The sequence below is a fragment of the Janthinobacterium darwini genome, assembly GCF_051380905.1.
Lineage (GTDB): Bacteria > Pseudomonadota > Gammaproteobacteria > Burkholderiales > Burkholderiaceae_D > Janthinobacterium.
The window spans coordinates 1-20,543 of the sequence record NZ_JBNYXX010000007.1 but is presented as its reverse complement, the minus strand read 5'-3'; the positions used below and the strand labels follow the sequence as shown (position 1 = coordinate 20,543).

Annotated in this window: 18 protein-coding genes and 1 rRNA gene; 12 read left to right on the top strand and 7 right to left on the bottom strand. The window is 59.7% G+C overall.

Going from position 1 to position 20,543, the window contains the following annotated elements; genetic code table 11:
* Positions 1-2: 2 nt before the first annotated feature.
* From ACQ4WZ_RS25830 to ACQ4WZ_RS25820, 3 genes are all read left to right on the top strand, one after another.
* Entirely contained in the window at positions 3-473 is a 471-nt protein-coding gene (locus ACQ4WZ_RS25830) for a GNAT family N-acetyltransferase (RefSeq protein WP_436574809.1), read from the top strand.
* A 105-nt stretch (positions 474-578) separates the two neighbouring features.
* The gene (gene grxD / locus ACQ4WZ_RS25825) at positions 579-890 is read left to right on the top strand and encodes a Grx4 family monothiol glutaredoxin (protein WP_010402157.1); all 312 of its coding nucleotides are present in this window, start codon (positions 579-581) and stop codon (positions 888-890) included.
* Complete coding sequence (locus ACQ4WZ_RS25820; protein WP_133989042.1) at positions 883-1,497, top strand: UbiX family flavin prenyltransferase; 615 nt, start codon at positions 883-885, stop codon at positions 1,495-1,497. Before grxD ends, ACQ4WZ_RS25820 begins: the two co-directional genes overlap by 8 nt.
* A 149-nt stretch (positions 1,498-1,646) precedes the next feature.
* Here ACQ4WZ_RS25820 and ACQ4WZ_RS25815 read toward each other — a convergent pair whose 3' ends face one another.
* Complete coding sequence (locus ACQ4WZ_RS25815) at positions 1,647-1,973, bottom strand: hypothetical protein (protein WP_133989041.1); 327 nt, start codon at positions 1,971-1,973, stop codon at positions 1,647-1,649.
* An 89-nt stretch (positions 1,974-2,062) separates the two neighbouring features.
* The gene (locus ACQ4WZ_RS25810) at positions 2,063-2,470 is read right to left on the bottom strand and encodes a hypothetical protein (protein ID WP_034753756.1); all 408 of its coding nucleotides are present in this window, start codon (positions 2,468-2,470) and stop codon (positions 2,063-2,065) included.
* 244 nt (positions 2,471-2,714) lie between these two features.
* Here ACQ4WZ_RS25810 and ACQ4WZ_RS25805 point away from each other — a divergent pair, with 244 nt between their 5' ends.
* From ACQ4WZ_RS25805 to ACQ4WZ_RS25775, 7 genes are all read left to right on the top strand, one after another.
* Complete coding sequence (locus ACQ4WZ_RS25805; protein WP_436574808.1) at positions 2,715-3,083, top strand: hypothetical protein; 369 nt, start codon at positions 2,715-2,717, stop codon at positions 3,081-3,083.
* Positions 3,084-3,179: 96 nt separating this feature from the next.
* The gene (locus ACQ4WZ_RS25800) at positions 3,180-3,584 is read left to right on the top strand and encodes a MerR family transcriptional regulator (protein ID WP_034753754.1); all 405 of its coding nucleotides are present in this window, start codon (positions 3,180-3,182) and stop codon (positions 3,582-3,584) included.
* 135 nt (positions 3,585-3,719) lie between these two features.
* Entirely contained in the window at positions 3,720-4,904 is a 1,185-nt protein-coding gene (locus tag ACQ4WZ_RS25795; RefSeq protein WP_101483246.1) for an isovaleryl-CoA dehydrogenase, read from the top strand.
* 53 nt (positions 4,905-4,957) lie between these two features.
* A complete protein-coding gene (gene aceK, locus ACQ4WZ_RS25790) occupies positions 4,958-6,760 on the top strand; it encodes a bifunctional isocitrate dehydrogenase kinase/phosphatase (RefSeq protein ID WP_133989039.1) in 1,803 nt (600 codons plus the stop codon).
* Positions 6,753-7,949: an acetyl-CoA C-acyltransferase gene (locus ACQ4WZ_RS25785; protein ID WP_101483248.1), complete on the top strand. Its 1,197-nt coding sequence runs from the start codon at positions 6,753-6,755 to the stop codon at positions 7,947-7,949. The genes aceK and ACQ4WZ_RS25785 overlap by 8 nt, the downstream gene beginning before the upstream one ends.
* 75 nt (positions 7,950-8,024) lie before the next feature.
* Positions 8,025-8,693 (top strand): SDR family oxidoreductase, encoded by a 669-nt coding sequence (locus ACQ4WZ_RS25780; RefSeq protein WP_101483249.1) that lies wholly within the window; start codon positions 8,025-8,027, stop codon positions 8,691-8,693.
* Positions 8,694-8,733: 40 nt separating this feature from the next.
* Positions 8,734-9,861 (top strand): acyl-CoA dehydrogenase family protein, encoded by a 1,128-nt coding sequence (locus ACQ4WZ_RS25775; protein WP_436574807.1) that lies wholly within the window; start codon positions 8,734-8,736, stop codon positions 9,859-9,861.
* A gap of 464 nt (positions 9,862-10,325) precedes the next feature.
* Here the strand turns inward: ACQ4WZ_RS25775 and ACQ4WZ_RS25770 are convergent, their stop codons facing one another.
* From ACQ4WZ_RS25770 to ACQ4WZ_RS25755, 4 genes are all read right to left on the bottom strand, one after another.
* Entirely contained in the window at positions 10,326-11,219 is an 894-nt protein-coding gene (locus ACQ4WZ_RS25770; RefSeq protein WP_101483251.1) for a YihY/virulence factor BrkB family protein, read from the bottom strand.
* Between the two features lie 87 nt (positions 11,220-11,306).
* Positions 11,307-12,386 carry a S66 peptidase family protein gene (locus tag ACQ4WZ_RS25765; protein ID WP_101483252.1) on the bottom strand — a complete coding sequence of 360 codons (1,080 nt, stop codon included), beginning with the start codon at positions 12,384-12,386 and terminating at the stop codon, positions 11,307-11,309.
* An 89-nt stretch (positions 12,387-12,475) separates the two neighbouring features.
* Positions 12,476-15,229: a TonB-dependent receptor gene (locus ACQ4WZ_RS25760; protein ID WP_436574806.1), complete on the bottom strand. Its 2,754-nt coding sequence runs from the start codon at positions 15,227-15,229 to the stop codon at positions 12,476-12,478.
* Between the two features lie 216 nt (positions 15,230-15,445).
* Positions 15,446-17,254 carry an ABC transporter substrate-binding protein gene (locus tag ACQ4WZ_RS25755; RefSeq protein WP_133993143.1) on the bottom strand — a complete coding sequence of 603 codons (1,809 nt, stop codon included), beginning with the start codon at positions 17,252-17,254 and terminating at the stop codon, positions 15,446-15,448.
* A gap of 217 nt (positions 17,255-17,471) precedes the next feature.
* On the opposite strand from ACQ4WZ_RS25755, the gene ACQ4WZ_RS25750 reads away from it, so the two are divergent.
* Both ACQ4WZ_RS25750 and dacB read left to right on the top strand, forming a co-directional pair.
* Positions 17,472-18,710, top strand: a complete 1,239-nt coding sequence (locus ACQ4WZ_RS25750; RefSeq protein WP_101483253.1) for a nucleoside recognition domain-containing protein — start codon at positions 17,472-17,474, stop codon at positions 18,708-18,710.
* Positions 18,711-18,718: 8 nt separating this feature from the next.
* Positions 18,719-20,221: a D-alanyl-D-alanine carboxypeptidase/D-alanyl-D-alanine endopeptidase gene (gene dacB, locus ACQ4WZ_RS25745; RefSeq protein ID WP_436574805.1), complete on the top strand. Its 1,503-nt coding sequence runs from the start codon at positions 18,719-18,721 to the stop codon at positions 20,219-20,221.
* A gap of 222 nt (positions 20,222-20,443) precedes the next feature.
* Here dacB and rrf read toward each other — a convergent pair.
* A 5S ribosomal RNA gene (gene rrf, locus ACQ4WZ_RS25740) occupies positions 20,444-20,543 on the bottom strand; the annotation flags it as partial.

Sequence of the window (20,543 nt, the reverse complement as noted above, 5' to 3'; positions counted from 1 at the left end):
CCATGGACGCCAGGCATGACCTCGTCATCCTGGCGGTGGACGCCGCCAGCCTGGATGCCAAGCTGCTGCTCGACGAATTATCGGACGTGCTGCTGCGCATCAACGGCGACAGTGGCCGCTCTTCCTTCGATGTCGAAGCGGCAACGCCGCGCGGCGGCTTTTACCTGGCCCGCGACGGCGCCAGCGCCCTGCTCGGCTGCGCCGCCCTGCGGCCGCTAGGCGAAGCGGACAGTGCCATAGGCGAACTCAAGCGCATGTATGCGCGCCCCGGCGCCACCGGTGTGGGCGCGGCCCTGCTGGCCCATGTGGAGGCGCAGGCGCGCAGGCACGGCTATCAGGCTGTGCACCTGTCCACCCGCGTGGCAAATAGCCGCGCGGTGGCGTTTTATGCCAAACACGGCTACGCACCCGTCATTGCCTGGGGCAAATACGTGGGCGCGGCACAATCGGTGTGCCTGGGCAAACAGTTATAAGCGTCAACGTGGCTGACTTGCCCGATTTATGACTTGAGCGCATACCCGTGCCGTCGTTTTCTTATAAAATGACGGCATCTATTTATTTACCCATCAGAGGCAGCTATGAGCGACGTACAAACCTGGATCAAAGAAACCGTGACGAGCACGCCAGTCGTGCTGTTCATGAAGGGCACGGCCCAGTTCCCGCAGTGCGGCTTTTCCGGCCGCGCCATCCAGATCCTGAAAGCATGCGGCGTCGAAAACATCGCCACCGTCAACGTGCTGGATGACCCGGAAGTGCGCCAAGGCATCAAGGATTACTCGAACTGGCCAACCATTCCGCAGCTGTATGTCAAAGGCGAGTTCATCGGTGGTTCCGATATCATGAATGAAATGTTTGAATCGGGCGAACTGAAGTCCCTGCTGGATGCCTGATAGCCAACAGCAGCGGCCGCGCCGTATCGTCGTGGCCATCACGGGTGCCACGGGCGCCGTGTATGGCTTGCGGCTGCTGCAATTGCTGGTCGCCATCCCCGGCGTCGAGACGCATCTGGTCTTGTCGGATGCAGCCGTACTGACCCTGCACCAGGAAACGGGCGTGGGGCGCAAGGAAATCGAAGCGCAGGCGCACGTGGTGCACAAGCTGCGCGACATCGGCGCGAGTATCGCCAGCGGCTCGTTTCAATCGGATGGCATGGTCGTCGCGCCGTGCTCGATGAAGACGCTGGCGGCCGTGGCACATGGCTTGTCGGATAATTTGATTACGCGGGCAGCCGATGTGGTGCTCAAGGAGCGCCGCCGCCTGATCCTGATGGTGCGCGAAACGCCGTTCAACCTGGCGCACCTGCGCAATATGACAGCCGTGACCGAAATGGGCGGCATCATCTTCCCACCACTCCCCAGTTTTTATCACCACCCGCACAGCATCGCGGAGATGGTCGACCATACGGTCGCGCGCGTCATCGACCTGCTCGGCATCGAGCACGGCCTGGCACCGCGGTGGAATGGTTTGAAAACCCCAGATCCATCAACAACAAACTGAAAAACTACTGAAAACTACGCACGTCACGATGCCTGACAAAAGCGTAGCGAGCGGAAGGAAGAGGTGGTCGAGAAGCGCAACCGTGCTCTAGCACGGTGAGCATCGCAGACCGCCTATGCCGACGCGCAGTAGCTGAGCTCAGGCATCCATCACCGTTTTTCGAACTGAACGGCACTGGCCTGCTTCAAATCCCTGGCTTCTTCAACCATCCTGCGGTGGGCGATCCGTTTGCGCATGACTTCCGCATGTTGCGCGGCAGTCATGGGGGGCACGGTCATCAAGTCCTTCAGCTGCGCGGTATTGCTGTAGTTACTTTTCATAAGACGGCTCAAATGCTCGGCTCCGTAGTGGATGAACTGGCTGCTTCTGATGTGATTATGCGCTGGTATTGGCCGCTGCGCCGCTGCGTACGGGATTATTGTCAAATAATTCCGCTGCAGCGCAACATGCGAGGTCTTATTGTGCGGCAGAATCATGTCTCCAGTATGACGCTGCGCAAATAAAAGGACAGGGAGAGCACCGCCAGCGAAAAGCGGACAGCGCCGGCCGTGGAGGGCCTGAATGCTTACTTTTGGTAGTTGACTCGGACCAGCATGCGAATAAATTCACGCGCAATTTGACGATGATGTTCATCTAATCTTTGCAAATCGGCAATTAATTTCACATCGGCGGACTCAAAACGCGATAAAGCGCTGCCCGCTTCGCCATTCGGCGTGGCGCTTTCCGGGCCGCCAAAACGCAACCATTCCGCCGGAACGCCCAACCATTGGGCAATCATGCGCAATTTCTCTTGCGTGGGAATTGCTTCACCTACTAACCATTTCCTAGCTGCATGCACGGTAATCGGGCGTCCGTCGAAACGGATGTTGAATTCCCGGGCCAGTCTGGTCGGGCTGTCTGGAGAGTAATGGGCGTTTTTGAGAGCCAACTGAAGTCGTTGGCTGAAGCTTTCGCGTTCGTTAGAAGAATTCATAGGTGTACTATTTCATGTTGTAACATGAAAGTCAGTTTCTTGAATGACCATACAGATTGTTACATTTGAAAAGAGTATAAATTAACAATTAACACTCCAGCCGGGCTTTTCAGGTGCAAAAGTAGGCCAAATTTTCTCTTGTGATTCTGCGTGGCTTCGGTTCAAATTCGCGGCTGGCCTTGATTTTCGCACTGCAGCACGATTCAAAGCCTCGGTTTGGCATTACAACGTACGGTATCGGATAATGCCTTCCTCTATCGATACGCGCAATGCCCATGTCATACAATTTCTTATAGACAAAGTTTTCGAAAAAGCCATCTTGTTTTCAATGTGGAAACAATCAGCACAACGTGCTCATAGTGAAACGTTGTTTTTTGATCGTGCCGACCAGAAAGAATCGGCGCTTGAAAATTTTACTGCCATCGCAGCGAAAAGAATGTCGCCGTTGTGCCAGGAAAGCTCTTTTTGGTGTCATCTTGGCCACCAACTCTCGATCTTAAGCGTGTTCGCGCAAGAAGAATCAATTTATTTTCAGCAACGGTTGTCTTATACGCCAAATCCCCTTGTCCACAGCCGCTTTTTCTTGCAGCACGGCCAGGGCACGCTACAATAGTATTGACGTTGACGTAAACGGCACTTTGCCACCCGCCTGCCCCGCAGCACCCCATTTATCGACCGATCACCCATGCAACTGACACCGCCCGCAGCAATGACGACCTATACCATTACCGAACTGGCGCGGGAATTCGACATCACGGCACGCGCCATCCGTTTCTATGAAGACCAGGGCTTGCTCAGCCCGAAACGCGAAGGCGCAGGCGGACGCAGCCGCGTCTACACGCCGCGCGACCGCACCCGCCTCAAACTGACCCTGCGCGGCAAGCGCCTGGGCCTGGCGCTATCGGAGATCAAGAGCCTGGTCGACATGTACGAGTCGCCGAAAGATACGCGCGCTCAGATGGACCGCTTCCTGGGCGTGCTGGCGCAGCACCGGCAAACCCTGGAGCAGCAGCGCATCGATATCGAAATGGCACTGGCGGAAATCAGCGCGCATGAAGATGCCTGCGCGCGCATGTTGGCGGACTTGAACCTTGATAAGGCGCAAACAAACTAGGTGCCCACGCGGCGACACTTGCCGCGCAGAGCGCTTTACGCGATTCACTTTACGTTTACGTAAACGTCACAACTGAGTATCATAGCTTTACTGACCCGGCACCCATGACCGCCACACTATAACGACGAGGACGACATGCTCCATCTCCCAGGCTTGACCTTTGACCACGGCGACGACATCGCCTCCTTAAGAGTAGCGATCCAACAATTTGCCGCCGCCGAAATCGCGCCGCGCGCGGCTGAAATCGACCGCACCGACCAGTTCCCCATGGACCTGTGGCGCAAGATGGGCGACATGGGCTTGCTCGGTATCACCGTCAGCGAAGAATACGGCGGCGCCGGCATGGGCTACCTGGCGCACATCATCGCCATGGAAGAAATCTCGCGCGCCTCGGCCTCCGTTGGCCTGTCCTACGGCGCCCACTCGAACCTGTGCGTGAATCAGATCAAGCGCAACGGCACGGCCGAGCAAAAGGCCAAGTACCTGCCGAAACTGATCACGGGCGAGCACATTGGCGCCCTGGCCATGTCGGAACCGAACGCGGGCTCGGATGTCGTCAGCATGAAACTGCGCGCCGACTTCAAGGGCGACCGCTGGGTCTTGAACGGCACCAAGATGTGGATCACCAATGGCCCCGATGCGGACGTGCTGGTGGTGTACGCGAAAAACGACCTGGAAGCGGGTCCGCGCGGCATGACGGCTTTCCTGATCGAAAAGAATTTCAAGGGATTTTCCATCGCGCAAAAGCTCGACAAGCTTGGCATGCGCGGCTCGCACACGGGCGAGCTGGTATTCCAGGATTGCGAAGTGCCGGCCGAAAACGTGCTCGGTGGGTTGGGCAAGGGTGTCAACGTGCTGATGTCGGGCCTCGACTTCGAGCGCACCGTGCTGTCCGGCGGCCCGCTGGGCATCATGCAAGCATGCATGGACCTGGTCGTACCCTACGTGCATGACCGCAAGCAATTCGGCCAGGCCATCGGCGAGTTCCAATTGATGCAAGGCAAACTGGCCGATATGTATTCGACCATGATGGCGTGCAAGGCCTATGTGTATGCAGTGGGCCAGGCTTGCGACCGCGCCACCACGCCGGAAGCCGTGCGCCAGTTGCGCAAGGATGCGGCCGGCGCCATTCTGTATAGTGCGGAGAAGGCGACCTGGATGGCAGGTGAAGCGATCCAGGCCCTGGGCGGCAACGGCTACATCAACGAGTATCCGGCCGGCCGCCTGTGGCGCGATGCCAAGCTGTATGAAATCGGCGCCGGGACCAGCGAAATCCGCCGCATGCTGATAGGCCGTGAACTGTTTGCGGAAACCAAGTAAGCACGGGCGCGCGGTTATCGACTGGGTGATGAGCTATTCATGCGAGTACAGATATGACGCAAATTGCCTTCCCCAAATTGCTCTCTTCCCAGATTGCATTCGATATCGCGCGCACCATCCGCGATGGCTTTGACAAGCATTACCGTTTATTCCGTGAAACGAGCCAGCACGCCAAGCGCTATTTCGAGCAAGGCGCCTGGAGCGCGGCACAGACGGCGGCCCGCGAACGCATCGACTTTTATGACAAGCGCGTGCAGGAATGCGTGCAGATGCTCGAAGATGAGTACGAAGAGTCGGAGTTGAGCGACGAAGTGTGGCGCGAACTCAAGTTGCACTACATTGGCATGCTGACGGAACACAAGCAGCCGGAACTGGCGGAAACCTTCTTCAATTCCGTCTGCTGCAACATTTTGCACCGCACTTATTTCAATAACGACTATATTTTCGTGCGTCCCGTCGTTTCCACGGAATACATCGACACGCAAGACCCGGTGCCCACCTACCGCGTGTATTACCCGGGCAAAGATGGTTTGCGTCCCACCCTGACGCGCATGGTGAACAACTTCCAGCTGGACTGCGCATTTGCCAACCTGGAGCGTGACGTGGCCCAGGTGGAAGTGCGCCTGCAGCAGCTGTTCGGCGGCGACAGGCTGGAGCCGAACCACCAGCTCCAGGTCTTGACCAGTTTGTTCTACCGCAACAAGGGTGCCTATCTGGTCGGCAAGGGCATCAACGGCAACCGCGAATACCCGTTTGTCGTACCCATCCTGCACAACCGCCACGGCAAGCTGGTGCTCGATACGGTGCTGTTCGAGCAGCAGCAGATTGCCGTGCTGTTTTCGTTTACGCGCGCGTATTTCCTGGTGGATATGGAAGTGCCGTCGGCCTATGTGCAATTCCTGCGCAGCTTGCTGCCGCGCAAACCGCGCAGCGAAATTTATACAATACTTGGCCTGCAAAAACAGGGCAAGACCCTGTTTTACCGCGACTACCTGCAGCATCTGAGACACTCGTCGGACCACTTTGAAAGCGCGCCCGGCATCCGCGGCCTGGTGATGCTGGTGTTTGCCCTGCCGTCGTTTCCGTATGTCTTCAAGGTCATCAAGGATTTTTTCCCGCCACCCAAGGAAACCACGCGCGCGCAAGTCCAGCAAAAGTATTTGCTGGTGAAACACCACGACAGAGTGGGCCGCATGGCCGACACGCTCGAGTACTCCAACGTGGCCTTTCCCCGCGCCCGCTTTGCCGAGGAACTGCTGGCCGAGCTCAAGCAGTTCGCCCCCTCGCTGGTCGAGGAAGACCAGGAGCAGATCATCATCCGCCATCTGTACATCGAACGGCGCATGGTGCCGCTGAACATGTGGCTGAGCAATGCAGAAAAGGAAGGCCGCGATGACCTGGTCGAACACGGCATCGTCGAGTACGGCAACGCCATCAAGGAGCTGGTGGCGGCGAATATCTTTCCGGGCGACATGCTGTATAAAAACTTTGGCGTGACCCGTCATCAACGTGTCGTTTTTTACGATTACGATGAGATCGAGTACATCACCGATTGCCAGTTCCGCGTCATCCCCCAGGCGCGCACGGAGGAGGAAGAAATGTCGGCCGAACCGTGGTATCCCATCGGAAAGCACGATGTGTTTCCCGAACAATTCGGCACCTTTCTGCTGGGCAATCCCCGCATCCGCGCCTATTTCATGCAGCACCATGCCGACCTGCTGACGGCGCAATATTGGCAGGCGCGCAAGCAGCGCATCGAAGACGGCCATATCGAGGACGTCTTCCCGTATCCGCAGCACATGCGTTTTTGTAAGCAGTCACCATCCTCAACCCAACCGGAGATCCAACATGAATGATCCAGTCGTAATCGTCGGTGCCGCACGCACCCCCATGGGCGCCTTCCAGGGCGATTTTGCCAACGTGACCGCCAGCGACCTGGGCGCCGTGGCCATCCGCGCCGCAGTGGAACGGGCCGGCGTGGCGCCGGAAGCCGTTGAGCACGTGTTTTTCGGCAATTGCCTGATGGCTGGCCAAGGCCAGGCGCCTGCCCGCCAAGCCTTGCGCAAGGCTGGCTTGCCCGACTCCACGGGCGCCGTGACGCTGTCGAAAATGTGCGGCTCGGCCATGCAGACAACCATGTTCGCGCATGACACCTTGCTCGCCGGCAGTGCCGACGTGGTGGTAGCGGGTGGCATGGAATCGATGACCAACGCCCCCTACCTGGTGCCGAAGGCGCGCGGCGGCTACCGCATCGGCCATGGCATGATTTATGACCACATGATGATGGATGGCCTGGAAGACGCCTACAGCCGTGATGAAAAGGGCAATGCACGCTCGATGGGTACGTTTGCAGAAGAGTGCGCCAGCCAGTACAGCTTCACGCGCGAAGCGCAGGATGCATTTGCCATCGAATCAGTGAAACGCGCCCAAGCGGCCACCAAGGATGGCAGTTTCGAATGGGAAATCGTACCCGTGACCGTTTCCGGCCGCGGCGGCGACACCATCGTCAGCATCGATGAAGGCCCGCAAAAGGCTCGCCTGGAAAAAATCCCGACCTTGAAAGCCGCCTTCAAGAAGGATGGCACCATCACGGCCGCCTCGTCTTCGTCCATCAACGATGGCGCGGCAGCCCTGGTGCTGATGCGCGAATCGACGGCGAAAAAGCTCGGCTGCACCGTCATCGCAAAAATTCACGGCCACGCCACGCACGCGCAGGCGCCGAACGAGTTCACCACGGCCCCCATCGGCGCCATCAAGAAGCTGTACGCCAAAACGGGCTGGAGCAGCAGCAAGGTAGACTTGTTCGAGATTAATGAAGCGTTCGCCGCCGTGCCGATGGCCGCCATGCACGACCTCGACATTCCACACAGCAAGATCAACATCCACGGCGGCGCGTGCGCGCTGGGCCACCCGATCGGCGCCTCGGGCGCGCGCATCATCGTCACCCTGCTGGGCGCACTGAAGAAAACCGGCGGCAAGCGCGGCGTGGCGGCCCTGTGCATCGGCGGCGGCGAAGCGACGGCGATGGCGATCGAACTGGTATAAGCTGTTCCTGAGCACGGGCGCGCACGGGCAATCATTGTCAGGGGCGCGCCCTTTCATTCATTCCAGGGAGAACACATGCCTACCGCACTAATCATCGGCGCCTCGCGTGGCATCGGCCACGAAATCGTCCGTCAATACCGCCACGATGGCTGGAGAGTGATCGCCACGGCGCGCACACCGGACGCTTGCGATACGCTCAGGCAACTGGGCGCGGAAGCGCACCAGCTCGACGTGACGGATGTGGAAGGCTGTGCCGGCCTGGGCTGGAAGCTCGACGATGAAAAGCTCGATGTGGCCATCCTCAACGCGGGCGTATATGGCCCCCGTCACGACGGTTTTCCTGCACAAGCAGATTTTGATCTCGTCATGCACACGAACGTGCTGGCAGCCATGCGCCTGCTGCCGATACTGGCGCCGCTGGTAGCGAATGCCAAGGGTAAACTGGCCGTGCTGTCCTCGCACATGGGTTCCTTGAGCGAGCGCGGCAACCCCAGCGGTTCGCTGTACCGCGCCAGCAAGGCCGCCTTGAATTCCGTGCTGATCGACACGGCCCTCGTGCATGGCCCGCAAGGCGTCAGCTGCGTGGCTTTCCATCCGGGCTGGGTACGCACGGACATGGGTGGCGCCGGCGCCGATATTTCGCCAGAGGAAAGCGCTGCCGGCATCCGCGCCACCCTGGCCAGCCTGCCGGCCACGGACAAGGCCGTGTTCCGCAACTATGATGGCAAGCCCATCGCCTGGTAATTGCCTGTATCCACTATAAAAATATACGAGACGACGTCCCATGATACTCAATGAAGAACAATCGATGATCCAGGAAGCGGTGCGCAGTTTTTCGCGCGAGCGCCTGGCGCCCCATGCGGCCCGCTGGGACAAGGAACATCATTTCCCCAAAGAAGAATTGCAGGAACTGGCCGCGCTGGGCGCCTTTGGCGTGGCCGTGCCGGAAGCGCTGGGCGGTGCCGGCCTCGACTACGTGTCGCTGGCCCTGGTACTGGAAGAAATCGCCGCCGGTGATGGCGGCACCTCGACCATCATTTCCGTAAATAATTGTCCCGTGTGCAGCATCGCCATGATGTACGCCAACGACGCACAAAAAGAACAGTGGCTGCGGCCGCTGGCACAAGGCGCCATGCTGGGGGCATTTTGCCTGACGGAACCGCACACGGGCAGCGACGCCTCAGCCCTGCGCACCACAGCCACGCGCGACGGCAATGAGTACGTCATCAACGGCACGAAACAATTCATTACCAGCGGCAAGTATGCGGACGTGGCCATCGTCATGGCCGTAACCGACAAGGCCGCCGGCAAGCGCGGCATCAGCGCGTTCTGGGTGCCGACGAACACGCCTGGCTACATCGTGGCGGGACTGGAACAGAAGATGGGCCAGCACTCGTCGGACACGGCGCAAATCCTGTTCGACAACTGCCGCATCCCGGCGGAAAATCTGATAGGCGAAGAAGGACAAGGCTACAAGATCGCCCTGTCCGGCCTGGAAGGCGGACGCATCGGCATCGCTTCGCAAGCCGTGGGCATGGCGCGCGCCGCCTACGAGGCGGCCTTGAGCTATGCGCGCGAGCGCGAAAGTTTCGGCAAACCCATCTATGAACACCAGGCCGTGCAATTCCGCCTGGCTGACATGGCCACGCAAATCGAAGCGGCGCGCCAGTTGATACGCCACGCGGCGTCGATGAAGGATGCGGGCCTGCCATGCCTGAAGGAAGCGGCCATGGCCAAGCTGTTCGCGTCGGAAATGGCGGAAAAAGTGTGCTCGGACGCTATCCAAGTGCACGGTGGCTACGGTTATGTGTCCGACTTCCCCGTCGAACGCATCTACCGCGACGTGCGCGTATGCCAGATCTACGAGGGCACCAGCGATATCCAGAAAATCCTGATCGCCAGGGCCTTGTAAAAGTATTTGGAAGTAACAGTCTCAGCGCTTTTAGAAACCGTAGCGAGCAAGCCCGATATCGGATTGAGTAACGCAGCCGTACTTCGGTACGGCGAGTAACGCCGATTCGAGAGCGGGCTGCGCAGTAGGTTTATAAACGCGCCCACCAGACGAAAAAAAAGCCCGCTAGCGCGGGCTTTGTTCCAATGTATTACCAATGCTTTAATCGTGTCATGGACGCCAGTGCTATCTGCAAAGTGCCTCCTGATTTTCGGACTCCCATGCTATCTGCATGGTGACTCCAAGGTGTAAATCGACCATCGTATCCGGAATTACAAAATCCATTTCTTCGCACTGTCACGCCATCGACATTACACCTGTCGGTCGCCGCGCTGAAACTGGATGGTGAGATCATTTGCTGCCAAATCTCAATCACTGAACGGAGTATAGCACAGCTTTTTGTGCGATGCAATAATCTTTTTAAATCAAGTCCTTAGCGCCAGCGGCTTGTCCTCTTCGCCGCCACGGGCCACTCTTTCGTACTCGGAAATCACTTGTGCGCCCAGCAGCAGCAGGGTGGCGCCGATTTCCAGGCTGAACATGACGACGATGGCTGTCGTCATCGAGCCGTACACGACATTGACCTGCGACAAGGTGGAAAAATACCAGACCAGCACATGGCGGGCGATTTCCCACAACAGGGCCGCCGTCACGCCGCCGATCAGCGCATGCGTGATCGACAGCCGCCCGACGGGCATGACCAGGTAAATCGAGCTCAATACGAGGATTTCCCCTCCCAGCCCGAGCAAGTACAGCAGCACGCCGGACACGCCTTCCAGGCCCCAGTCATGGCGCAAGAAGCGCACGCTTTCCTCGCCCATCACCTGCAGGCCGCCCGCCACCAGGGTAATGAGCAAGATGCCCACGCCCAGGCACAGGATGTAGCAGTACGGCAGCACGGCGGAAATGAGGAAATGGCGGCGGCGGATGGCCACGCGGTGAATGAAAATCACGCTCATGGCGTTTTCCAGCACGGTAAACGCCAAGGAACTGAAAAACAACATGGTCAGCAGCAGCAGCCAGCCGATCACGCCCCGGTTATTGAGGAAATGCGCGACTTCCGCCACGATGGCCTTCGATTGCCCCGGCACCAGCCACTCCAGGTAATGGCCTATGGTTTGCAGCAATTCGTCCTGCGCGATTACGTGCGACAGGGCCACCACCACCAGCATCAGCAGGGGCACGATGGACAGCAGCGAGTAATACGCGACGGCGCCCGCCAGCAGCAAGCCCTGGTTGGCGCGGAATCCCTTCAGCACCTGCAGCGCGAAGGCCAGCGGATGACTGAGGATGTAGGTACTGGCGTGGCGGTTGATCATGTCGGGTGTGGTGAAGAAGGCGGCGCGGCCTCGTGCCACGCCTGCAATCACACTAGCATACTGACAATCCCCCTGCTGCACCGTACGCTAGCAGACGGCCGGCTCCAGCAAGGTCAAGGTTTGCCGGTCCGCATCCAGGGTCGCCAATATACCCATCGGTATGGTGAATTGGTGGCGGATGTGGCCAAACGAATAGCCGCTGACGGCCGGCACCGTCAATGGCAGCAGATGCTGGTCCAGGGTGGCATCCAGGGTCAGCGCGGTATCGCCCTCGGCCGCCTCGCAATGCTCGAAGATGCCCAGCATCAATGCCGCCGCATGCTTGAAACCGATGGACAGGTCGAGCTGGCACAGCATGCGGTCGATGCGGTATGGCACTTCATTGATTTCTTCGAGGAACAAAATATGCTCGCGGAAATCGGCCGCATACGGTGTGCCGGCCAGCGCGCTGACCATGCACAGGTTGCCGCCCGTCAAGCGTCCCGTTGCCTGGCCGCCATGCACGGTGCGGATGGCGAAGTTGGGCTGCGTCTGCGCGCGGCGGTGGTTGTCCAGCGCCATCGGGATCGTGTAACTGTCTTGCGGCGTCATCAGCACATTGCGCAGCTGCGTCACCGTGTACTCGGAAAACGTGGACGAAGCCACGGGGCCGTGGAAGGTCACCAGGCCCGTCTGGCGTCCGATGGCCAGGTGCAGGGCCGTGATGTCGGAATAGCCGACCAGCACTTTCGGATTGCGCTGGATCAAGGCGTAGTCGAGCAGCGCCAGCAGCGAGATGCAGCCGGAGCCGCCACGGATGGCCCAGATCGCCTTGACCTCGGGATCGGCGAAAGCCCCATGCAGATCGTCGAGGCGCTGCTGCACCGTGCCCGCATAGTTGCCGTGCACGGCGCGGATGTTGGTGCCCAGGCTGGCGCGCAAGCCCAGCGATTCGATATTGCGCACCGCCTTGGCGATGGCATCCTCATCCGTAAAACCGCCCGGTGCGATGATGGCCACCAAGTCGCCGTCGCGCAGGCGCGCCGGTTTGATCAATGCGTGTTGCTGTTGCATGCGTTTGCCCTTCCCTTGCGTGGCCGCCGCCCACGCCGGTGTGCCTGCCGCCCCCAGAGTGGCGGCCAGTACGCCGCCGAAGCGGCGCCGGCTGAGATTGGTCTGACTGGACATGCGGCCCTTTCCTGGAATAAAAAACGGCGACGCCAGGCGCCGCCGCACGAGAGTAGCATGCCGACAATCTTGCCGCCGGCAGCGCTGCCTTACATGAACTTGTACTTCAGCTGGAACGACAGCGAACGGCCGCGCGGATCGGCCACGCGCGGGTCCCAGCCGGCGCCCACCACTTCATCCACGTTGTGCGCGGTGAACGGTGGATCGCGGTCGAACAGGTTCTGGATACCCACGGTGATGGTGGTATCTTTGAAGCCCGTGTAGGTGCCCGACAAGTTATACGTGGTGTAGCTGGACACGTCGGGCTTGAAGCCCGGTGGTGGCGTGCCCTTGCCGCCATTTGGTAGCTGGTCCTTGTAGCCCGACGAAAAACTCTGGATCAGCAAGCCGCTCCAGTCTCCACGCGACAAGCCAAAGCTGGCATTGTGTTTCCAGCGCAGGTACAGATCGCGCGTATAAAACTTGCCGACCAGTTCCTGGTATTCCTGGCCTTGATACTCCGCAAACTTGAAGCTGTCCATATACGTGCCGTCCAGGGTCGCCGTCCATTTCGCGTCCTGGATCTTGCCTTCGCCGCGCAAGCCCACGTCGAGGCCGCGCACGCGGCTGCCTGCCGCATTGATCCAGCCCGCCTGCACGTACTCGATGGTGCCATCCGGATTGCGGTGGATGTACTGGTTCAGCGCCTGGTAATTGGCCAGCACGATTTGCGGCGTGCGGTTCAGGATGCGGTCCTTGGTATTGATGGCCCAGTAGTCGAACGAGGCGGAATATCCCTTGAATGGCTCAATGACAAAACCGACGCTGCCCTGCTTCGACGTTTCCGGCTTCAGATTGGTATTACCGCCCGTCTTGTAGTCGAGGCGGTCGATGGCGCAGTATTCGGGCACGCCCGGATGCTTGGCGCAGCCTTCCTGGTCAACCACGCCGTTCGGCAATTCCTGGCTCAGCGAACCGGAATACAGCTGCTGGAAGCTTGGCGCAAGGAAACCCTTGCTGGCCGAACCACGGAACAGCAGGAAGTCGGCCGGCTGGTAGCGGAAGGCCACTTTCGGATTCGTCGTCGCGCCCACCAGGCTGTAATCGTCGCGGCGGATGGCCAACTGCATTTCCAGGTCCTTCGTGACCGGCACCAGCAGCTCGGCATATACGGCCTTGACGGTACGGCTGGCATCTTTTAATGCGGCATTCCCCGGCGCCAGCAGGATCTGGATGGCGTCGACGTCCTGCCCGAAACTGTAGCCTTCGCGGCGCAAGTCAAAACCGGCCGCCATAGCCAGCGCACCGGCCGGCAGCTGGAACAGCTCACCCGACACGGAACCGTCGATCTGCGTCAGGGTTGTCTTGCCGTGCTGGAAGTCGCCACGGAACTTGGTCGATTCGATCAATTGCTTGGCCGCTTCCGTCTGGCTCTGGCCAGCGCCCACCCACGGATTGATGATGCCCGTCGCCAGGGCCGCGTACAGCTTGTCCGTGTAGGAATAGCCATCCGTCAGCTTGGTCTTGGTGCTGCTTTCGGCGCGCGAAATGCCGGCCTTGTAATCCCACTTACCGAAGTTGCCTTCAAAGCCCACCAGCACGCGGGCATTGTCGGTGGTATTTTCCTGCGTGCGGTTGCCCACGTCATTGGCGCGCCATTTGTAGGAAATCGGCTTGGTCTTGTCGAAAGTAGGGATATAGGCCGACAGGTCCTGGTAATACGCGCCACCGACCGGATACAAATTCTTGTTGGCGACAGTCGCCTGCACCTGCATCGGCGTCAAGATGGCCGTGGCCTTGGTGCGTGAACCGAGCACTTCGACAAACATGCGGTGGTCGGGCGCCAGCTGGAAGGTGCCGCGCGACAGCAGATTGGCCCGTTCGACAGGAAATTGCAGCACATAGTCGGCGCCATAGTCATACGCGCACGAATACCTGGTGCGCAGCGGCGAGGTCACGTCTTTCCACAGTTCCGTCTGGTATTGCGACATGCCGGCGACGGTGTCGCACTTGCCCTGGAAGCTCAGGGGATTGGCTTGCAGGTATTTGGTCGCATCGCCAGGCAGCTGGAACGACGTGCCCAGTGCCGTGCCGGTCCCTGCCATCTGGTTGGCAAACGGCGTGCCCGTGGTATCGGGCGACAGGCCGCGGCCCGGCTGGAAGCCGTTGACGAAGGAGCGGTCGCTGCCGTTCAGGCGCTCGGCCTTGTCGACGGTCAGGCTGGCCATGATGTTGTAGCGGTCCGACTCCAACGAACCCGTGCCGGCCAGAAGGGATGCGCGGCGCGTGGCGCCGCCGCCCGCTTGCGTGTCGTTGGTGGAGACGGATGCTTCCACGCCGCTGTAATTGGTTTTCAGAATGAAATTGATCACGCCGCCGATGGCGTCCGTGCCATAGATCGCCGAGGCGCCATCCTTGAGGATTTCCACGCGCGAAATCGCGCCCAGCGGGATCGAGTTCAGGTCGACCGACTTGCCGCTGGCGCCGTGCGTGGCGATGCGGCGGCCGTTCAACAGCACCAGGGTGCTCGACGGTCCCAGGCCGCGCAGCGAGGCGAACGAGGCGCCACCACTGACGCGGTCGGCATCGGCGCCAAACACGTTATTGCCCGACGTCATGTTATCGGCGCCCGTGCCGTTCGCCGACAAGGTGCGCACCAATTGCTCGGTCGACGTGATGCCCTGTTTTTCGATCTGGTCAAAGGTGATGACTTGCACCGGCAGCGCGCCTTCCTTGGCCACGCGCTTGATACTGCTGCCCGTGACTTCGACCCGTTGCAGCGCTGGCGCCGCCGCTTCCTGTGCCATTACCGGCCCCACCACCCCCATCAATGCCACCAACTGCGCTAGCTTCTTCAATTTCACAGGTCTTCTCCTTGTTGGGCAATCGAAACTTGAGTCATCAAGTCAGGCTGTTAGATATGTCGCAACGTCTGTCTCGCGGTACATTTTTTTATGACATTTGCGCATGACTTTATTTATTTTCATTTTCAGAGTAGCGCGATGCATCCGCAGCCAGCCAATGAAAAATGCTTTCCTAACCATAACTTTTTGGAATGAATGCCCTTTTCAACCGCCTGCTTACTTGCCTGCAGGGCGGCCCTTGGCGGGATCGACGTCCAGGTAGCGCCAGGACGTGAATTCCACGGGGTGGCGCCTGTAGTTTTTTAGCCACGGTTGCTGCAGGTCGGCAGAGATGGGATGTGTCAGCAGCACCCACGGCGTGTATGCGTGGATCAGCTGAAACAGGTCGAAGTACAGACTGCGTCGGCGCGGCGTATCGGATAGCAGGCGCGCCTCCTCATAGCGTTTATTGTAATCGGGCAAGTTGAAACGGGCATAGTTGGCGCGGCCAACGTTGCCACCATACAACAATTGCATAAAGTTATCGCCATCGGGGAAGTCGGCGATCCAGTTGGTCTCGAACATCTGCACCTTGCCCAGGCGCGACGCCTTGATGATTTCCGTCTTCTTGTCGCTTTTAAATTCCACCCGCAAGCCGATGGCGTTCAGGTTGCGCCGCCACAGTTCATCGCGCAGGCGTCCCACCGTGCTCGGCTCCGTGTGCATGGTCAAGGTCAAGGGCCTGCCATCGGGCTGCGTGCGGAAACCGTCAGCGCCCGCCTTGTAGCCAAAGCGATCCAGCAGCGCGCGCGCCAGCACGGGATCGTAGCCGACCGGGCTGCGGTAGCTCCTGTCGTAACCGAGCACATTGGGCGGCAGCGGCGACTGCGCCGGCAAGGCCAGGCCTTTCTTCAACAGCGCGATGTCTTCGCGGCTGTTGTAGCTGAGGGCAATGGCGCGCCGCAGGGCCAGCTTGTCCTTGCTCGTGCCGCCCAACACGGGATCGTCCATATTCATCCACATATAATATGTTTGCAGCACGGGAAAACGCGTCAGCTGCAAGCCCTTGGCGGCCAGCGCCGGCTTCAGCGCGCCATTTTCCAGCACCATGTCCGTCATCGATTCCGGCACTTGCTCCAGGTAGTCGAATTCGCCTTTCAAAAAGCCCAGCATGCGCGATTGATATTCTTCAACGATGCGCACCTCGATACGCTCGACCAGGGGCAAGCGCTGGCCTTCCAGCGAAGCGGCGATGGCGCGCGCGTCGACCGGCAAGGCGGCCAGCGCCCTGGCTTCTGTATGGAACACGGTGGCACGGAAAGTCGGATTGGCTTGCAGCACGATCTTGTCGCTGCGCTTCCATTCCTTCACCAGGAACGGCCCCGTGCCCACGGGATGGTTGCCGATCTGTCCCGGCGCGGCATACGCGTCGGCCACTTCGCGTGCCACCACGCCGGTGGCCGGCATGGCCAGGTAAAACAGAAAGTTCGGGTCGACGCCGTTCAGGCGGATGCGCAGGGTGTATTTGTCCAGCGCCTGCAAGCCGGCGATCGGCGTGTCGTAGCTAAATTTGGCTTTCAGGGTCGCATCGCCCACCAGCTTGTCTTCCAGCAAGAACAACCACGGCGACTTCAGGCTGGGGTCATACAGCCGCGTCAGGCTGTAGACATAATCCTGCGCCGTCACTTCGCGCGGCTTGCCCTTGAAGGCGGGATCGGGGGTAAAGAAAATACCGGGCTGCAAATGGAAGATATACGTGCGCCCACCATCTTCCACCGTCGGCAAGCCCCGCACCGTATTGCCCTGCAGCTGCACCGGTCGCGCCAGGTAGTCGTAGCGCAGCAAGGGGTCGAAGATATTTTCCATCAGGTTCAGGCTGGCCAGGTCGGACGCCACGGCCGGGTCCAGGCCCGTCTCGCTGGTGCTCAAAAACAAGTGCAGGGTCTTGTTCGCCCGGGCGGCCACATCGGTGGCAGCAATGCCCGGTGCGGTGAACAGCGTCAACAGTGCCAGGCCGGCGGCGCAGGCGGTTTTGCGTAAAAACATCATCAGTGATCCAGTGCAGACAGGGCTAACAAACAAACGTGAAGAACAGGCATCACCGAGACTACTCGGGCACAGTACGGGGCGCCAATGAAAACAGGCTGCCAGCTTATAACTTTTTGGCATGTGATTGCTGCATTCTTTCATCAACTCGTATCGGGCTGCCCCTATACTTTGTATGCAGACATTTTTCACTCCCGACATACAGAACTGATCGAATATGGCACTTAATTACATCTGGTCCGGCTTTTTCCTCGTTGGCTTCCTGGCCGCAGTGCTGCAGTGGCTATTTCTCGGCGATACCGATATCTTCAAACGCATCATCGATGGCACGTTCGAAACGGCGCGCATGGGCGTGATGGATATCGCCCTGCCGCTGGCGGGCGTGATGACCTTGTGGCTGGGCATCATGAACATCGGTGAAAAGGCAGGCATCGTCGGCTGGCTGGCGAAAGTGATCGCGCCCTTCTTTTCGCGCATCTTCCCGGAAATTCCCAAGGACCATCCAGCGACCGGCCACATGGTGATGAATTTTTCGGCCAACCTGCTGGGACTGGACAATGCGGCCACGCCCTTCGGCTTGAAGGCCATGGAAAGCCTGCAGACCTTGAACCCGAACAAGGAAGAGGCGACGAATGCACAAATCATGTTTCTGGTGCTGCACACCTCGGGCCTGACCCTGATCCCGCTGGCCATCATGGCGCAGCGCTCCATCCTCGGCGCGGCCGACCCGTCCGACATCTTTATCCCCTGCATGATCGCCACCTATGTCGCCACCATGGTCGGCATCATCACGGTGTCTATCAAGCAACGCATCAACTTGCTCAACAGGGTCGTGCTGGGCTGGATGGGCGGCATGACGAGCGCTATCGTGGCCATGATCTGGTACTTCACGCAATACCTGACGAAACAGGAAATCGAGCTGGTGTCGAAAGTGGTCAGCAACCTGGTATTAATCAGCGTCATCGCCATTTTCATCATCGGCGCCCTGCGCAAGAAAGTGAACGTGTATGACGCCTTCATCGAAGGGGCGAAGGGCGGCATCCAGACCTCGATTACCGTGATTCCCTACCTGGTCGGCATGCTGGTGGCCATCAGCGTGATCCGCAATGCAGGCGTATTCAATTTCATGATGAGCGGCATGAACTGGTTCTTCGCCAACCTGGGCATCAATACGGATTTCGTGCCCGCCCTGCCGACGGCCATGATGAAGCCGCTCAGCGGCTCCGGCTCGAAAGCCATGATGATCGATGCCATGAATACCTACGGCGTCGACTCCTTCGTCGGCCGCCTGGCCTGCGTGTTCCAGGGCTCGGCCGACACCACCTTCTATATTGTGGCCCTGTACTTCGGCTCGGTGGGCATCCGCAAGACGCGCTATGCGATCACGGCCGGCCTCATCGCGGATCTCGCTGGCGTGGTCACGGCCGTCTTTGTCGCCTACGTCTTTTTCCACTAAGGAGCGCCATGTTTCGTCCCATCCTCATCGCCGCCTTGCTGGCTGGCATCGGCCTGTCCAATGCACAGGCGCAATTGCCCGAATCCGTCAGCCTGCTGCTGCGCAGCGCGAGTATCCCCGAAGACGCCATGGGCGCCATCGTCTTGCGCGGCAACACCACCGTGCTGTCGCACGGCGCCGGGCGCAGCATGCAGCCCGCGTCCACCATGAAGCTGGTGACGACGGCCGTGGGCCTGGAGCAATTGGGTCCCATCTTCCGCGGCCGCACCGAGTTGCGCACCAGCGCCGACGTCATCAATGGCGTGCTGAAGGGCGACTTGATCCTGCGCGGCGGCGCCGACACGGATTTCAACGCGGACGTGCTGGCACACATGCTGCAAACCCTGCGCAACCAGGGCATCGTAAAAATCAAGGGTGACCTGATCCTGGACCGCCAGCTATTCCAGCCGGCCCGGCCGGACATTGGCGCACTGCCCTTCGACGAGTCGGCCGAGTTCCGCTACAACGTCATTCCCGATGCCTTATTGCTGAACACCAATTTGCTCGATATCAACATGAACTCAACGGATCGGCAATTGAGCATCCTCATGCAGCCGCCGCTCGAGAATGTCAGCATCACCAGCGACATGAAGCTGGTCAAGGGCAGCTGCGCCCGGTGGGAAGATGGCTGGCGCCCGCCCGAATATCGGCGCGATGCGAGCGGCAAGCTGCAGGTGATACTGCACGGCACCTTCCCGCAAAATTGCAACAAGGCCACCAGCATCAATGTGCTTGATCGCAACGACTATGCGGACCGGCTGTTCCGTGCGACCTGGAAACGCCTGGGTGGCACGATCACGGGCACGGTGCGCGAAGCGCCGTTTACGGGCTTGCCGCCGACGGCCGAACCGGTCGGCACGCGCATGCTGGCCGACCATGTGGCACGCGCCTTGCCAGAGGTCTTGCGAGATATCAATAAGACGTCCGATAACACCCTGGCCCGCACCTTGTTCCTGAGCCTGGGCAGCTTGCAAAGCGATGGCTGGCTGGGCAGCCGTCCCGTTGCCATGGCAGCGCCGGAAGATACGGCCAGCCGGGCGCGGCTAGTCATCCAGGAATGGTTCCAGCGACACAATATCGATACCCAGGGCATGCTGGTCGACAACGGTTCCGGCCTGTCGCGCACGGGACGCATTGCGCCGGCGCAACTGGCTGGCGTGCTGCAAGCGATGCAGCAAAGTCCGTGGGCGCCCGAGTTCCAGTCCAGCCTGCCCATCGTGGCGCTGGACGGCACCATGCGCAAGCGCCTGTTGAACAGCCAGGCCGCCGCGCGCGCGCGCATCAAGACGGGCACATTAAAAAATGTGGTGGCCATCGCCGGCTATGTACCCGATGCCAACAACCAGCTGTGCGTAGTGGTTGCCATGATCAATAGCGACCTGGTGGGCAATGGCAATGGCCGCGCCGCCGTCGATGCGCTGATCGAGTGGGTGGCCAGGAGCGGTGCCACGCCGGTGGTCGCCGGCCAATAAAAGGAAAGCAAAGACAGAAAGGCAGCGCGCAGCGCTGCCTTTTTTTCGGCTTTTGCATTGGCAGCTGATGAACAGCCGGGGTCAGACCCTCAATGCCGCTAACGCAAAAGTCATTGCTAACGAGCGAGGGGGTCTGACCCCAGCCTTCGCTTGGGGCTAACCACCAGACGAAAAAAAACCCCACCGGAGTCCGGTGGGGTTTTCTTCTACTACGAATAACAAGCCTGACGATAACCTACTTTCACACTGGTTGCAGCACTATCATCGGCGCAAAGTTGTTTCACGGTCCTGTTCGGGATGGGAAGGGGTGGGACCAACTTGC

Excerpts from the sequence above, each read along its gene's own strand:
- dacB (WP_436574805.1), top strand. The coding sequence starts at position 18,719 with ATGTTTCGTCCCATCCTCATCGCCGCCTTGCTGGCTGGCATCGGCCTG.
- ACQ4WZ_RS25800 (WP_034753754.1), top strand. The coding sequence starts at position 3,180 with ATGACGACCTATACCATTACCGAACTGGCGCGGGAATTCGACATCACG.
- ACQ4WZ_RS25780 (WP_101483249.1), top strand. The coding sequence starts at position 8,025 with ATGCCTACCGCACTAATCATCGGCGCCTCGCGTGGCATCGGCCACGAA.
- ACQ4WZ_RS25770 (WP_101483251.1), bottom strand. The coding sequence starts at position 11,219 with ATGATCAACCGCCACGCCAGTACCTACATCCTCAGTCATCCGCTGGCC.
- ACQ4WZ_RS25755 (WP_133993143.1), bottom strand. The coding sequence starts at position 17,254 with ATGTTTTTACGCAAAACCGCCTGCGCCGCCGGCCTGGCACTGTTGACG.
- ACQ4WZ_RS25820 (WP_133989042.1), top strand. The coding sequence starts at position 883 with ATGCCTGATAGCCAACAGCAGCGGCCGCGCCGTATCGTCGTGGCCATC.
- ACQ4WZ_RS25830 (WP_436574809.1), top strand. The coding sequence starts at position 3 with ATGGACGCCAGGCATGACCTCGTCATCCTGGCGGTGGACGCCGCCAGC.
- ACQ4WZ_RS25795 (WP_101483246.1), top strand. The coding sequence starts at position 3,720 with ATGCTCCATCTCCCAGGCTTGACCTTTGACCACGGCGACGACATCGCC.
- ACQ4WZ_RS25805 (WP_436574808.1), top strand. The coding sequence starts at position 2,715 with ATGCCTTCCTCTATCGATACGCGCAATGCCCATGTCATACAATTTCTT.
- ACQ4WZ_RS25815 (WP_133989041.1), bottom strand. The coding sequence starts at position 1,973 with ATGATTCTGCCGCACAATAAGACCTCGCATGTTGCGCTGCAGCGGAAT.
- ACQ4WZ_RS25750 (WP_101483253.1), top strand. The coding sequence starts at position 17,472 with ATGGCACTTAATTACATCTGGTCCGGCTTTTTCCTCGTTGGCTTCCTG.
- grxD (WP_010402157.1), top strand. The coding sequence starts at position 579 with ATGAGCGACGTACAAACCTGGATCAAAGAAACCGTGACGAGCACGCCA.
- ACQ4WZ_RS25765 (WP_101483252.1), bottom strand. The coding sequence starts at position 12,386 with ATGTCCAGTCAGACCAATCTCAGCCGGCGCCGCTTCGGCGGCGTACTG.
- ACQ4WZ_RS25775 (WP_436574807.1), top strand. The coding sequence starts at position 8,734 with ATGATACTCAATGAAGAACAATCGATGATCCAGGAAGCGGTGCGCAGT.
- aceK (WP_133989039.1), top strand. The coding sequence starts at position 4,958 with ATGACGCAAATTGCCTTCCCCAAATTGCTCTCTTCCCAGATTGCATTC.
- ACQ4WZ_RS25810 (WP_034753756.1), bottom strand. The coding sequence starts at position 2,470 with ATGAATTCTTCTAACGAACGCGAAAGCTTCAGCCAACGACTTCAGTTG.
- ACQ4WZ_RS25785 (WP_101483248.1), top strand. The coding sequence starts at position 6,753 with ATGAATGATCCAGTCGTAATCGTCGGTGCCGCACGCACCCCCATGGGC.